Source organism: Maribacter litoralis, from assembly GCF_902506355.1.
GTDB lineage: Bacteria > Bacteroidota > Bacteroidia > Flavobacteriales > Flavobacteriaceae > Maribacter > Maribacter litoralis.
Map to the genome: position 1 here is coordinate 195,697 of NZ_LR733271.1, position 14,224 is coordinate 209,920.

11 protein-coding genes are annotated in these 14,224 nt (G+C 36.3%); 2 read left to right on the plus strand and 9 right to left on the minus strand.

All coding sequences use genetic code 11. The features are described from left to right. Positions 1-337 precede the first annotated feature (337 nt). From EXIGUO8A_RS00900 to EXIGUO8A_RS00910, 3 genes are all read right to left on the minus strand, one after another. A complete protein-coding gene (locus EXIGUO8A_RS00900; RefSeq protein ID WP_159301578.1) occupies positions 338-2,134 on the minus strand; it encodes a ribonucleoside-diphosphate reductase subunit alpha in 1,797 nt (598 codons plus the stop codon). Beyond that, on the minus strand, positions 2,135-3,409 hold the full coding sequence (locus EXIGUO8A_RS00905; RefSeq protein WP_159301579.1) for a ribonucleotide-diphosphate reductase subunit beta: 1,275 nt from the start codon (positions 3,407-3,409) through the stop codon (positions 2,135-2,137). 421 nt (positions 3,410-3,830) lie between these two features. Continuing rightward, positions 3,831-5,738, minus strand: a complete 1,908-nt coding sequence (locus EXIGUO8A_RS00910; RefSeq protein ID WP_159301580.1) for an endo-beta-N-acetylglucosaminidase — start codon at positions 5,736-5,738, stop codon at positions 3,831-3,833. A 174-nt stretch (positions 5,739-5,912) separates the two neighbouring features. Here EXIGUO8A_RS00910 and EXIGUO8A_RS00915 point away from each other — a divergent pair, with 174 nt between their 5' ends. Then, positions 5,913-6,272, plus strand: a complete 360-nt coding sequence (locus EXIGUO8A_RS00915; RefSeq protein ID WP_159301581.1) for a hypothetical protein — start codon at positions 5,913-5,915, stop codon at positions 6,270-6,272. A gap of 79 nt (positions 6,273-6,351) precedes the next feature. Beyond that, positions 6,352-6,828 (plus strand): nucleoside deaminase, encoded by a 477-nt coding sequence (locus EXIGUO8A_RS00920; protein WP_159301582.1) that lies wholly within the window; start codon positions 6,352-6,354, stop codon positions 6,826-6,828. Positions 6,829-6,850: 22 nt separating this feature from the next. On the opposite strand, the gene EXIGUO8A_RS00925 is transcribed toward EXIGUO8A_RS00920, so the two are convergent. The 6 genes from EXIGUO8A_RS00925 to EXIGUO8A_RS00950 all read right to left on the minus strand — a co-directional run bounded on the left by EXIGUO8A_RS00925 (position 6,851) and on the right by EXIGUO8A_RS00950 (position 14,014). Further along, complete coding sequence (locus EXIGUO8A_RS00925; RefSeq protein WP_159301583.1) at positions 6,851-8,416, minus strand: sugar porter family MFS transporter; 1,566 nt, start codon at positions 8,414-8,416, stop codon at positions 6,851-6,853. 73 nt (positions 8,417-8,489) lie between these two features. Then, positions 8,490-9,581, minus strand: a complete 1,092-nt coding sequence (locus tag EXIGUO8A_RS00930; protein ID WP_159301584.1) for a mandelate racemase/muconate lactonizing enzyme family protein — start codon at positions 9,579-9,581, stop codon at positions 8,490-8,492. Beyond that, positions 9,581-11,035, minus strand: a complete 1,455-nt coding sequence (aldA, locus tag EXIGUO8A_RS00935; RefSeq protein WP_159301585.1) for an aldehyde dehydrogenase — start codon at positions 11,033-11,035, stop codon at positions 9,581-9,583. The genes EXIGUO8A_RS00930 and aldA overlap by 1 nt, the downstream gene beginning before the upstream one ends. Positions 11,036-11,054: 19 nt before the next feature. Beyond that, positions 11,055-11,825 carry an SDR family oxidoreductase gene (locus EXIGUO8A_RS00940; RefSeq protein WP_159301586.1) on the minus strand — a complete coding sequence of 257 codons (771 nt, stop codon included), beginning with the start codon at positions 11,823-11,825 and terminating at the stop codon, positions 11,055-11,057. Positions 11,826-11,850: 25 nt separating this feature from the next. After that, positions 11,851-12,867, minus strand: coding sequence for a zinc-dependent alcohol dehydrogenase (locus tag EXIGUO8A_RS00945; RefSeq protein ID WP_159301587.1), 1,017 nt, complete (start codon positions 12,865-12,867; stop codon positions 11,851-11,853). A gap of 1 nt (position 12,868) precedes the next feature. Then, positions 12,869-14,014, minus strand: coding sequence for a glycoside hydrolase family 117 protein (locus EXIGUO8A_RS00950; RefSeq protein WP_159301588.1), 1,146 nt, complete (start codon positions 14,012-14,014; stop codon positions 12,869-12,871). Positions 14,015-14,224 lie beyond the last annotated feature (210 nt).

Here is a 14,224-nt window from a genome sequence, read left to right on the forward strand (position 1 = left end):
CAAATCTAAACCTAATCACCAATTTTAGGGATACCTTAAGCTATATTTAACAAGGTTTTAGCACCATATTTTCAACTAAATAAAAATAGGTGTTAAAGACTGTCAATAAGGTAATTTTATAGGACATTGAAAATATAAAATGGTTTAATCCATCCGCATTTTTAACATAATAACTTCTTCATCAAACAAAATTATAAATCCTCTAAAAAATTATTGATGCAGGTACAATTGCTCTATCAACGCTAAGAAATAAAAAATCTGGTGACTTAGCAGAACGTTTTTGGTTCTCTAAAACACCAGATCTTTAAAAAGTAAATTCTAGTTCTAGAATTACAATTTATGCTTCACAACTAGCACAATCTTTCTTTTGCTTGAATTTTTGTGCGGCGTTCATACTATGTTGGTAATACAAAGATTTCAACCCTAATTTCCATGCGGTAACGTGAATCTTATTGATTTCTTTAACCGGCATATCTGGATGAACAATAATATTAACAGATTGACCTTGATCAATATGATTTTGTCTGTTCGCTGCCTGATAGATAATATCCATCTGGTCTATTTCAGAGTATGTTTTGAACACATCTTTTTCCAAATCGGTAAGGAAATCCAAATGCTGTACAGATCCGTCAAAATCACGTATACTTCTCCATACTTCGGTAGTATTCATTCCTTTCTCCTCTAAAAGATCAACTAAGAACGGGTTTCTTATAGTGGTCTTCACCTTGGCAATATCCTTTACATAAGTATTGGACCAAATTGGCTCTATACCTTGGGAAACCTGACCTAATATAAAAGCTGATGATGTAGTTGGTGCAATTGCATTCAACGTAGCGTTTCTTCTACCAAAGCCTTTTAATACTTCTGGCTCGCCAAATTTTACAGCTAACTCTTCTGATGCACTGTAAGATTTCTCTTTTATCGTTTTAAATATTTCACTATTTAAATTATATGCCTCTTGACTGTTGAAAGGCAACATTTTAGACTGCAATAATGAATGCCAACCTAAAACACCTAAACCTAACGAACGGTTATCTTTGGCAAAGTTATATGCACGTTCCATAAACATGAACGTTTGGCGATCTTCACGACTTTCTGAATCACGATATACTTCTAATTTTTCACAGAATTCAGTAATTACAGCATCTAAAAAGCATACCATGGTTTCTACCGCATCGGTATCTTTCCATTTGTCATAATGAAGAACGTTTACAGAAGACAATACGCATACAAAAGACCACTCATCACTAGAAGGCAACATAATCTCAGTACATAAGTTACTTGCGTAAATTTTATGTCCCTTTTCTCTGTATACATCTGCAGCGCCGTTGTTTGCATTATCCTTAAAGAAGATATAAGGGTAACCCATTTCACCTCTACGCTGTAAAACTTTTGCCCAGATAGAACGTTTTTTATTATCACCGTCTACCATTTCTTGCATCCATTTATTGGTAACGGTTACACCATGGGTAAGCTCTTGTATAGGGTTACCTTCAGTACCAATTTCCAAAAACTCTTCAATATCGGCATGTTCTACCGGTAAATATGGAGAGAAACGACCACGACGAACTGAACCTTGGCTAACTACATCTACCATAGATTCAAAGAGTTGCATAATATGTACAGCACCAGAAGCTTTACCATTATTCTTAACCTCTGCGCCTCTATGTCTAATATTACCAAAGTAACCAGAGGTGCCACCTCCTAATTTAGACATCATACCAACTTCAGATTGGGTATATAGAATGTTACCCATATCATCGGCTATATTAGAGCCAAAACAGCTAATAGGCAATCCTCTTTCCTTTCCGAAATTAGACCAAACCGGCGATGCCAATGAGTAAAAACCTTCGCTCATATAACCATAGAACTTGTCTGAAAAACCAGGCATACCTAGTATTTGTTCTGCTCTATCGGCAATTTCGCGAATACGTGTTTCTGCAGAAACCCCAGGTGATAAATACCCTGAAGCCAAGAAGTTACGGCTATCTTCATTTAACCATTTAAATCCTTCTTCTTTGTCTTGCTTTATGCTTTTAAGCGCCTCTTTTCTAGCTTGTACCAGTTCATTAGAACCATTCAGTTTTACTTCTTCTTGTATGCTAGTCTCTAAATTAATTTTTGAATCGTTCATTTAAAATAAGTCGTCACTGGTTATACTTTGTGTTCTTTTGCTATAGTTGATAGAGCGCTTTACGAAGAAATCGCCATGCTTGGTTCCGATAATCTCATCATCAAACCATTCCGTTTGTGATAATAATTCTTCGTCTACCTCGAATATTTTTTCGATACCGATACTCTCGATAGAATCGTTAAATCTCTTTTTAATGAATTCCTTAATCAAGTTCTTAGGAAGGAAATCTATTTCGCCCGCTTCAAAAATCCAATCGATAATATCACTTTCGGCTACAAATGCATCTTGACACATATTTTGTACCGCTCCGTGGAATTCTGCATTGAACCATTTAGGGTTTTCATCTTTTATGATATTAATGATATCAATACCAAAATCACCATGGATCTGCTCCTCTTTTGAAGTCGCCTCAACAACATTAGAAATTCCCTTAAACATATTTTTATGCTTATTGAACGCCATTATTATCAAGAACTGAGAGAATAACGATACGTGCTCAATAAATAAAGAGAACAATAATATAGATTCTGCATACTCTTGGTTGTCCTCACTTTTAGAGTTTTTAAGAGCTGTTTCTAGATAATGCACCCTTTTCATAATTACGGGCTTCTTCTTTAAGTTTTTAAACTCTTCGTTTAAACCTAAAATTTCCAATAAATGTGAATATGCATCATGGTGTCTTACTTCACTCTCTGCAAATGTTGCTCCTACAGAACCAATTTCTGGCTTAGGCATTTTGTGATAGATATCGCCCCAAAAACTTTTAACCGCAACTTCTATCTGCGAAATGGCCAACATTGCATTCTTTATGGCATTTCTTTCAATATCGGTTAGACCGGTCTTAAAATCTTGAATGTCGCTCGTAAAATTAAATTCAGTATGGATCCAATATGAATGTCTAATTGCAGAAACATATTCGTACAATGCAGGGTATTCATAGGGTTTAAGATTCACTCGCTTTTCAAAAATGTTAGACTTTCTTTTCTGTGCCTGTTCATTTCTATAAAGGATGTATCCTTTGGCAACATCAAAGTAACCGCCTTCCATTAATTTGTTCTCAACAAAATCTTGAACCTCCTCTACTGTAGGAATATAGCTTTCGTCTAATTTCTTTCTTTCTAACAACGCCAAATGCACATTATTGGAAATAATTTCAGCTTCTCCTGGTCCCCCATGTTCAACAGCTGTCATAGCCTTTAAAATGGCATTTGTAATTTTGTGTAAATGGAAGGGTTTTGTTGAAAAATCCCGTTTTATGACTTCTGTGATTTTCATGTTAAAAGAATGTTAATGATGAACTAATTAAGCGAGGTGTAAAGGTCCAAAATTAATCATCTTATTTTTACGTTTTACTGCGTAAGCTTTTAACAGGGTTATCAACAATTGCAATTTTAGTCAAAATTCACAATGATTGACATACTTTTAAAAAAGGATACAACTATTTAAAAATCAATTTATTACAATCATATATCTGAATGCAAAATTCAGATTTGCTTAAAGAATTACTTCAGCTAATATTTTTTAAAATTATTTTTATTAAAGTTGTCCATAGACAATTTTCTTTAATAACATACTATTAACATTGATGTAATTTTCTACTATTTTTTCTTGCCAACTTAAGTAGTTTTTGCTCAATTATATAGCCCAACCTTTATGTAGTAAAGATTCACTTTTCTTGCCAAAAAACCGACATACATTATTTAGATAAATCGAAAATTTTTCGCCTTATTTTGCCTTTTTTGCCGCCAACATTTTCCGATTGAATCTCAATCTTTATTTTTCCTTTTTTTGTAGGAATTTTTGAAATATAAAAATTTTTAGAAGGGGTTTTTGCCAACCAAATCTTTTGGTTTTTTTCATTTATGTAGTAAATATTATGATAAATATTAGCCTCAACAGCATCAAAATTCACATACAATTCTGCGTTTTTTTCATCTATAAAACCTTCTACCCTAAATTCTGATGTGGTTGGTTTTGATTCATTTTTAGAGTGTAAAGATATTTGCCCTACATAAGCATTACCTTTTCCTTTTGAATACAAACCTATTTCTGATAAAATTACATTTTTACGAGATGGAATAGTAATACTATTATTGCTCCAAGAAAGGGAATTCTTTAAAGGAAAAATCAGCAACTCCCCACTAGATAACTGGCAATAGACTTCTAAACTCAAGTCTTCAGCGGTCTTGGAAACTACATTAAGTGTTACCTTGTTATCTAAGTCTATTTTAGTTTTATATAAAGGTATTTCGGCATTTTCAAATCCTTCAAAAAACAAACTACTACCACCTTCATAACTTTCGTCAAAACTAATGGTTGCCTTTACCTTAATACTATCTACTTGCCATTGCCATGTTGGTAATACATCTTGTATACTTAAATTATGCCATTCAGTCTTAGAAACCGTTTTCCCTTTTTCATTATAAAATTTACCCAATCCATAATTAAAACTAGTCTTAAATGGTAATTCATTTATTACGCTACGCGGTTCAAAATAATTGGCAAATCCTTTCCATTCGCTTTTACCAAAACGTGTTTCTATAGTCGGACCACCGTTCCAGAACTTTTGTTCGTTGTTATAAACATCTTCAGGGGTTTTGGTTTCCGAAATATCAAAAGTAGCGTTAGACCAATAAATACCAATGGATGTGTTATTTGGCTTCCCGTTTTTATATAGCATATCCCATTTTACAGGTGTCATATAACTTTTTGACTGTACATCTATACCTGCATATAAGTCCCACTCGCTTCTACCCAATTCGTTGGCAATGGTTTTACTGTCCTCCAGATTAACTTCATGATATCTAAAGTTGATAAAAAAGACATCAGACATATTGGTATTTCCATCTTGGAAATACATTTGATTATGTTCATTCAATTCATCTTGCCAAATGACTCTAGAATCATCGATCATAGCGTCATACCACACTAATTTTAAATCTGATTTTTCTCTATAATAGGATATAAATTGCTGCATTAACGCCCCCATTTCACCAACCAAGTCATAGGTTTCTTGATTTATGAACCATCCATCAAAATTATAAGTTGTAGCAACTTCTATCAATTTATCGGCAACGGGAAAGCTTCCATCTTCGTTCTGAACTAAAAATTCGTATACCCATTCTTCTTTACCTCCATATACATTAGGCGGAAAAAATACGGTACCTATGCTCTTAACTCCATTTTTATGGGCAGCGTCTGTCCAAAATGCCGTGGGCGGTACAATAATACCTTCATTAGCAGATCCACCCCATTGCACAAAATAATCTATATATTGCCAGAAAGGAAAAGCATATTGTTTTACCGTTGAAAACCCTTGTGATGGATGAAAGTTGGTAGTATGTGGAGCCATCAATGCTATGATACCAGGAATTTTCTGCGCATCATCATTCAAGTTAATTGAATCGTTTAAAAACCGACTTGCCAATGGAACATGACTTATATTAAACTTGGCTTCTTTATCATTTTCGGGTGACCATGTTAAAAGCTCATTTACAAACCAATACGAAGAATAGGGTTGGTTATCTCCATATTCCGATTTTTGAGCATTGCTTTCTACTACATAACTTAAGACCAATAGGCTTAGTAAAATCACTTTCTTCATAATCGTTTTCATATTTTAAAAGCTAAAGATTGTTCTTTTCCACTACATCTACAACCAAGTTTGCATAATATGTCTTGTAGTTTTAAACAACCAGAGTAACTTCTGGACTTTTAGACCTTCATTAATAGTCAGAAATTGAAATTTTGAATATTTTCGCTTTGAATAATACCCTATATGAAAATTGAAGATTTAGTTGGTGAGTATACTATTATTGGCACTAACCAAGATGATGAATCGCATAACTATATCGGCACACTCTCTCTAAATTTAAACGCAAACAAAAGAATTGTAGCCCATTGGACCATTAACCAATCACAGCAACAAACTGGTACGGGTTTCTTTAAAAACAATATACTCGTCATCAATTTTAAATATGTAGGTGAAGACCAAAACATTTACAAAGGTGTTGCTGTTTACCAGTGTATTAGCAAAGATATTCTAGACGGATTTTGGTCCGAGAAACATGGAAATCCGCTTTATTTAGGAGAAGAGCGTTGCTTTAGGGTAAAGTCAAAATCCATTACGTTAAACTAATAATCGTATACGGTAGAAAACTAAAGTTAATACCATTTTATTCCTGTAATTTTGTATCTACAATTTTAAAAAAGTTAGTATGACGAAAGACCATGAGTTTTTTATGAGAAGAGCCATTGAAATGGCAGCAAAGGGAATGAACTCGAACGCCGGCGGACCATTTGGTGCCGTTGTTGTCAAAGATGGAGAAATTATAGCTGAAGGACATAATAAAGTAACCTCTACCAATGACCCCACAGCACATGCAGAAATGGTCGTTATTAGAGATGCCTGTAACAAACTAAATACTTTTCAGTTAACCGATTGTATAATTTATACTTCTTGCGAACCCTGCCCTATGTGTTTTGGTGCCATTTATTGGGCTAGACCTAAAGCTGTGTATTACGGCTGTGATAAAGCTGATGCAAAAGCCATAGATTTTGATGATCAATTTATTTATGATGAACTAGAAGTTGAAATGCAAGACAGACAAATTCACTTTAAACAAATGTTACAAGGCGAAGCTGTTGAAGTCTTTAACAATTGGGCTTCTAAACAAGATAAAACCAAGTATTAGTACATATTCGGTTTATAAAGTATCAAGGGGATTTTACCAGTAACACTTCCAATTCCTCTAATGATTTCCCCTTGGTTTCCGGTACTTTGGCTACTATAAACAATAAACCAATTACAGCAATTATTGCATAAAGAAAAAAGGTAAGGGCGTTACCTAAATTAGTTAACTGCCAAGGAAAAACCAATTGTACCAAAAAGGCAAAGGTTAGGTTTACCAAGCCCACAAAAGAAATTGCGAGTCCGCGGATACGGTTCGGAAACAGCTCTGAAAACAGCACCCACATTACAGGACCAATTGATACGGCATAAAAAGAAACGAAAAGTAATATTCCTATTAAAATTAAAACAGCATTCATTTTTGCAGCGGCGGTAACCAGCACAGCTTCAAACTGTTTAGCTTCTGTAACACCAATAGCGCTTGCAACAGCAGCTTTGAAATCTAAATCTGAGGCAAAGGTCTGACTTTCTATTGCCCTTAGTTTTTCAATAGCCATTTCATTAGGTAAACTTGCCAAAGCTTCACTATCTAATGTATAGGTAGCAGTTTTAAACCCATAAGCAAGAATCAACATAGAAACCGCCATACCTACCATACCATATACCAGCATGGGTTTACGCCCCAATCTGTCTATTATTTTCATAGCAACTAGAGTAAATACAAGATTTACCAAACCAACTAAGATTGCCTGTAAGAAAGATGCATCTGTACCTATACCCGTTTGTTCAAAAATTAAGGGTGCATAAAACATTACGGAATTGATACCCACTAATTGCTGAAAAATCGCAACGATAATACCTACTATAATTACCAGGCGAATGTTCTTTTTAAATAGCTCGCCAAAGTGCACTTTCTCTTTTTTACCTTCTTGAAGAATACTCTCCTCAATTGATTTCATTTGATGCCTTGCGTCTTCCGTACCAACAAATTTCTGCAAGGTGAGTTGGGCTTTTTCAAAATGACCATGCATAGACAGCCATCTAGGACTTTGGGGAACAAAATATAAACCGATATAATACAACAAGGCAGGAAAAACCTCCAAACCAAGCATCCATCGCCAATTCCATGTTTTAAGGTTAATGGCATTCACCCATTCATATGGGCTTTCTCCTAATTTGAGAATAAGGTAATTTGTAAAAAATGCAGCCGATATACCTATAACAATATTTAATTGATTAAAAGAAACCATTTGTCCTCTTTTCGCAGGCGGACTCACCTCTGCAATATACATTGGGGCCATGATCAACGCCGCACCAACCGCAAAACCACCTATAAGCCTGCCAATAATAAGCATGGTAAATGTGGTTGACATTGCAGAGAAAAGTGCCGAAACAGCAAATAACAAAGCTGCAAACTTAAGTACGCTTCTTCTTCCTACTTTATCACTTAATGGCCCTGCTATAAAAGTACCTAGGGCCGCTGTTAATGTTATGGAACTTACCAACCAACCTAATTGAATATCATTCAAAGAAAATTCGGTTTCTACGAATTTAAGGGTGCCAGATATCACTGAGGCATCAAAGCCAAGTATAAAACCACCTAGAGCAACTATTGCTGCGATTCGTATTATATACTGTTTATTTTCTTCCATTGGTTATTCATTAATCCGTCTCATTCAATAAAGTGTGATACGATAGTTATTCGGTAAGTCATTACATATTTTATTAGCTTTTATATCGTGCTAATTTCTCCCAATTGAACACTACGCCAGTACCCGGAGTATCTGGTGCTACAGCTCTATGATTTTCCACAACTAAAGGACGTAGTGTATACTGGTCTATAGGAAAGCTATGCACTTCTAACCAGCCTGCATTCGGTTGTGAAGACACCAGACTTACATGAAGTTCTTGCATACCATGACTACAAACAGGAATGTTATGTTCATTAGCTAACTTAGCCACCTTTAACCAACCAGTAATACCACCACAATTAGAGGCATCTGGTTGAATAAATGATAATTTAGATTGCGCAAAGGCATATTCAAATTCGTGTATTGTATGAAGGTTTTCACCCATAGCTAAAGGAAAATCCGTCTTATCAACGATTTCTGCATAACCTTGATAATTATCTGGTATAATAGGTTCTTCGAACCAAGTGATGCTATACTTTTTAAAGCCTTCTATAGCTTTTATTGCTTTGTCAACGGTCATAGAATAATTGGCATCGACCATAAAAGTAACTTCTGGACCTACAAACTCACGTACCGCTTTTATGCGCTCTAGATCATCCTCTAAATTTTCTCGCCCTATTTTGATTTTAACAGCATTGAATCCGTTATCCAAATAGCTTCTCATATTGTTTAAAAGCTTAGGAATAGGAAACTGCAAATCTATACCGCCACAATATGCCTTACATGTATTATCGGCACCACCTGCCATTATATGCAAAGGTTTGTTTGCCTTTTTACAACGAATATCCCAAAGTGCGATATCAACTGTAGAAATAGCGAACGAAGCAATACCGCCCCTACCAACATAATGTATATGCCATTCCATTTCCTCATAAATCTCCTCTATTTGAGTACCATCTTTCCCAATTAAGAACGGTGCCAAATCATGTTCTACCATGGCTCTCGTAGCATGCCCTCCTTTACCGCCGGTATACGTATATCCAGTACCTTCAAAACCATCTTCTAAGGTAATTGTAGTCGTAACCAACTCAAAATGTGTATGATCGCCATGCTTGGCATCATTCATAACTTCAGGTAAGGGAACTTTAAATAATTGACAATCTACTTTTGCGATTCTTGTACTCATTATGCTTTATGTCTTACGTAAAACGTTTTCTTTTCCATATACTGCTCAAATCCGTACTTACCGTCTTCACCACCAGATCCACTTAACTTATAACCGTTATGGAATCCTTGATGCTGCTCTCCATGACCACGGTTTACATAAATTTCTCCATATTCTAGTTCATCGTTACAACGCATAATCTTATTCATATCATTGGTAAATACCATGGCAGCCAAACCGTATTCACAGTCATTTGCATAGCCCATAACTTCATCAAAATCTTTAAATTTTAAAACCGGTAAAATTGGTCCAAAAGACTCTTCATGAACAATGGTCATATTTTGGGTGACATTGGTCAATACAGTAGGTTCAAACCAATAGCCTTTTTCAAATTCACCACCGGTTAAACGTGTACCACCCGCGGCAATTGTTGCTCCTTCTTCAACACTTACCTTTACCAAATGCTCCATATGTTCCAACTCGCTCTTATTTACTTTAGGTCCCATATCAGAATCTTCTAGCATTGGATCACCTACTTTCAGCGCTTTGGTCTTTTCTATAAACTTATTCATAAATGCATAGTAAATATCTTCATGAACATACATACGTTCATTACAGGTACATACTTGACCACAATTATCGAATCTTGAATGCAAAGCTGAATCTACGGCTGCATCAATATCAGCATCTTCAAACACTATAAACGGAGCCTTTCCACCCAATTCCAATTGTACGTGCGTTAGGTTCTGTGCTGCCATTTTTGCTATTTGTTGACCTACAGGAGTAGATCCTGTCATGGTCACCATTTTGGTTAAAGGGTTTTCTACCAAGGCAGTACCCATAGCTCTTCCCGGTCCTGTAATAATATTCAACAAACCATCTGGCAAACCAACTTTTTTAGCTAAGTGTCCTAACTCTAATGTTGCTAGCGGGGTTTCTGAAGTCGGTTTTACCACGATAGCATTTCCTGCTACCAATGCCGGACCAATTTTTCTTCCGGCCAAAGCCAAAGGAAAATTCCATGCCGTTATGGCAACTACGACTCCACGTGGTATTTTTTGAATCCAAATTTGTTCATTTGGGTTATCCGAAGGAATGATATCACCTTCAATTCTTCGTGCTCCCTCACAAGCATATTCTATAAAAGAAGCGGTTACCGCAACTTCCATTTTAGCTACTTTAAGCAACTTACCTTGTTCCTTTACTAAAAGTTCTGCCAATTTATCGGCATTCGCCTTTATTTCATCAGCAAATTTATACAGCAACTCAGCTCTCTTTCTGGCAGGGACTTTTTTCCACTCTTTCTGTGCCCTATCGGCTGCTTCCAATGCTTGTACAGCTTCCGCAACCGTTCCATTTTGAACCTTTGCGTAAACCTCCTCAGTTGATGGATTTATAATATCGATGGTTTCACCAGAGGTTGAAGTAACCCAAGATCCATCTATAAACATTTCGTATTCTTTTATTGATGCCATTTTTCTGTTTTTAGTGTGATTATCTACCCATCCAACCTCCGTCTACCAGAGTGATGCTTCCGTTCATATATGCAGCCGCGTCCGAAGCCAAAAAGACTACGGGTCCTGCAAAATCTTCTGGTTGGCCCCATCTTCCTGCCGGAATTCTAGCCAAAATAGAATTTGCCCGTTCTTCGTTATTACGTAAGGCTTCTGTATTATCAGTACTTATATACCCCGGTGCAATGGCGTTGACATTTACTCCGCTACCGGCCCATTCGTTGGCAAAGGCCATGGTCAATTGACCGATCGCTCCCTTACTGGCTGCATAGCCCGGCACGGTTATTCCACCTTGGTAAGTTAACAACGATGCCGTAAATATTACTTTTCCTGCACCACGCTCAACCATTTCTTTTCCTATTTCCCTGGTTAAAATGAATTGTGCATTTTGGTTTACCTCTATCACTTTATCCCATAACTCGTCTGAATGCTCAACGGCTGGCGCCCTTAATATGGTTCCGGCATTGTTTACCAAAATATCTATTACAGGAAAATCGCCTTTAACGGCTGCAATAAAACTATATAGTGCTTTTCTATCACTAAAATCACACGCATAGGCTTTAAAATCTCTACCCAGTGCCTTTATTTCCTTTTCTACATCGCTACCGCTTGACTCTAAAGTAGCACTTACACCTATGATATTTGCACCAGCCTCCGCAAGACCTATCGCCATGGCTTTACCTATGCCTCGCTTACAACCCGTAACCAATGCCGTTTTTCCTTTTAAACTGAATTTATCCAGTACTCCCATTTTCTTTTAAAGTTTTAGTTCTTAGTTATGATTGACAATCCATCAAGACTTTTAGTCCCTCGGGGTTTTTATCTATATTTTCAAATACCGTTTGTATGTTCTTTAGCGGTTGCACGTCCGTAATCATTTCATTGAATGGCAATTCATTCGCCGTAATTAAACGTATAGCCTGTTCATAATCCTCTTTTTCATACACTCTTGCCCCTATTAATTTAAGTTCTTTCCAAAAGAATTTAAATAAGTCTACTTCTTTCTTTTGCCCATGTATAGCTACCATTACAATTCTACCTCTAATACCGGCAACCTCTGTCATAATATCCAATGCAGGTTGAACTCCTGCAACCTCGAATACAACATCTGCCCTTTTATCATCGGTCTTGCTTTTTACATAATCTACTAAGTCCGTTTTTATAGGGTTTACAGTATCAAGTCCTAATTCTTTTGCCTTGGATATTCTTGTTTCATTTACTTCAGATACAATTACCTGTGCCCCTTTTTCCTTGGCTACCAAAGCAACTAAAAGACCTATTGGGCCACCGCCCAAAACCACGGCGGTCTCCCCTGCCTTTAATTCACTCATTCTTACATCATGCACTGCTACTGATAAAGGTTCTATCAATGCTGCCAATTTTAAGTCTGTTTCTTCTTTTAATTTATGAAGTGTAAATGCAGGTACGTTCCAGTACTGTTGCATGGCACCCGGACTATCAATACCAATAAACTTAAGCTCTTCACAAATATGGTTGAACCCCTTGTCAGATGATTTCACCTTTCTATCATCCAACGGTCTAACCACTATTTTATCGCCTACTTTGAATCCGCTTACACCTTCACCAATAGCGTCTATGGTTCCGGACATTTCATGACCAATGGTCTCAGGTATGTTTACACGTTTATCCATCATACCATGATAAATATGTACATCTGTACCACAAACGCCTACGTATGCCACTTTAATTCTAACTTCTCCTTTTGCTGGAGCTTCTATTTCTTTTTCTATTACAGAAAATGTTTTATCGCCTTTGTACTGTGTTGCTATCATTTTAAATTGCTTTTTCTCCTATTGCTGTATGTGATGTTTTATTATATGACGAAAACCGCTGTATACTTTGATAATCGTCGTTATTGTAAATATGGGTCAAACCCCATCTTAATATTTCTGTTGGATTACCCCCGGTATCCGCAGTCCTATTTAAACCTATTGCATGTGGCGGATTTTGAATACTCGCCACAATTTCAAAATTGATACCATCTGGAGACCATTGTATGGTATTTTTCTCCGGTCCGTCCGTAGTGATCAAAGATGCTATTCCATCATCATAGGGCCAAACACAGATTTCATGACCGCTATTGCTGATGGGATTATATACCGACTTTTCATAAGGTCCTAACGGATTATCCGCAATAGCAACCCCATGTCTAATTTGACGTCCGCCGAAGTTTATTTCCTCACCCATTTGTTCGCCTTTGTAATACAAATAAAATTTGCCTTTATACGGTAAAATGCATGGATCATGTACTTTATGACTATCAAAGTCCCCTTTTTTTTCGACCTTAAACCTATTATCCTCTTCACCCAACCAAATTCCATTATCAGCTGGTGAAAGAATAGGTTCCGGTAATTTTTGCCAAGGACCAATAGGGCTATCTGACCAAGCCAAACCAACTTGATTTTTCACCCGAACCGTATATGGACTTTTAACCGTTTGATAGCTCAGGTAGAATTTATCATTATGCTTCATTACCTCTACCGTAAAAACAGAACGGTCATCAAAAGAGCCAGAATCTCCTCTTTTTACGGCGATACCTTCTTCCTTCCATGTCCAGCCATCTTTAGAAGTTGCATACCAAATATCGCATCGGTCCCATGGAAAAACCTTATCCTTCTCAATATTGCCTGCAAAACCCTGCGTAGCACCTAAACTTTTGCTATACCATACGTAGTATATGCCATTCTCTTTAATTACAGCACTAGGATCTCTTCTACAGACACCTTCTTCATAAGCCAAATCTCCCAATAAAGGTTTAAGTTCTTCAAATTCAATAAACCATTCATTACCAACCTCGGGCCATTGTAATGCCCGTTTAGATGCCGCACTTAAATATTGTGCATTGGTAATCCCCAATTTATCTAGCTTAATTTTTGGGATTTGACCTTCTTTAATGGTTGGTTTATTTATGGTTTGCATGGATTTTTTCCATATTGATTATTACTACATTGTCTATTGCAATCATCATTTTAAATAGAAAATGAATTATGTCTTTGTCAAAAACAAAAATTATTATGCTTATCAATTGTTTACTTTTTACTTCGCAACAATTTCATATTCATATTTTTTTCTATAGACAATTATCATTTCGATAATGAGAAGCAATTTAGAAATAACCGTTCATCTACT

Excerpts from the sequence above, each read along its gene's own strand:
- EXIGUO8A_RS00945 (WP_159301587.1), bottom strand. The coding sequence starts at position 12,867 with ATGATAGCAACACAGTACAAAGGCGATAAAACATTTTCTGTAATAGAA.
- EXIGUO8A_RS00905 (WP_159301579.1), bottom strand. The coding sequence starts at position 3,409 with ATGAAAATCACAGAAGTCATAAAACGGGATTTTTCAACAAAACCCTTC.
- EXIGUO8A_RS00950 (WP_159301588.1), bottom strand. The coding sequence starts at position 14,014 with ATGCAAACCATAAATAAACCAACCATTAAAGAAGGTCAAATCCCAAAA.
- aldA (WP_159301585.1), bottom strand. The coding sequence starts at position 11,035 with ATGGCATCAATAAAAGAATACGAAATGTTTATAGATGGATCTTGGGTT.
- EXIGUO8A_RS00910 (WP_159301580.1), bottom strand. The coding sequence starts at position 5,738 with ATGAAGAAAGTGATTTTACTAAGCCTATTGGTCTTAAGTTATGTAGTA.
- EXIGUO8A_RS00915 (WP_159301581.1), top strand. The coding sequence starts at position 5,913 with ATGAAAATTGAAGATTTAGTTGGTGAGTATACTATTATTGGCACTAAC.
- EXIGUO8A_RS00900 (WP_159301578.1), bottom strand. The coding sequence starts at position 2,134 with ATGAACGATTCAAAAATTAATTTAGAGACTAGCATACAAGAAGAAGTA.
- EXIGUO8A_RS00920 (WP_159301582.1), top strand. The coding sequence starts at position 6,352 with ATGACGAAAGACCATGAGTTTTTTATGAGAAGAGCCATTGAAATGGCA.
- EXIGUO8A_RS00940 (WP_159301586.1), bottom strand. The coding sequence starts at position 11,825 with ATGGGAGTACTGGATAAATTCAGTTTAAAAGGAAAAACGGCATTGGTT.
- EXIGUO8A_RS00930 (WP_159301584.1), bottom strand. The coding sequence starts at position 9,581 with ATGAGTACAAGAATCGCAAAAGTAGATTGTCAATTATTTAAAGTTCCC.
- EXIGUO8A_RS00925 (WP_159301583.1), bottom strand. The coding sequence starts at position 8,416 with ATGGAAGAAAATAAACAGTATATAATACGAATCGCAGCAATAGTTGCT.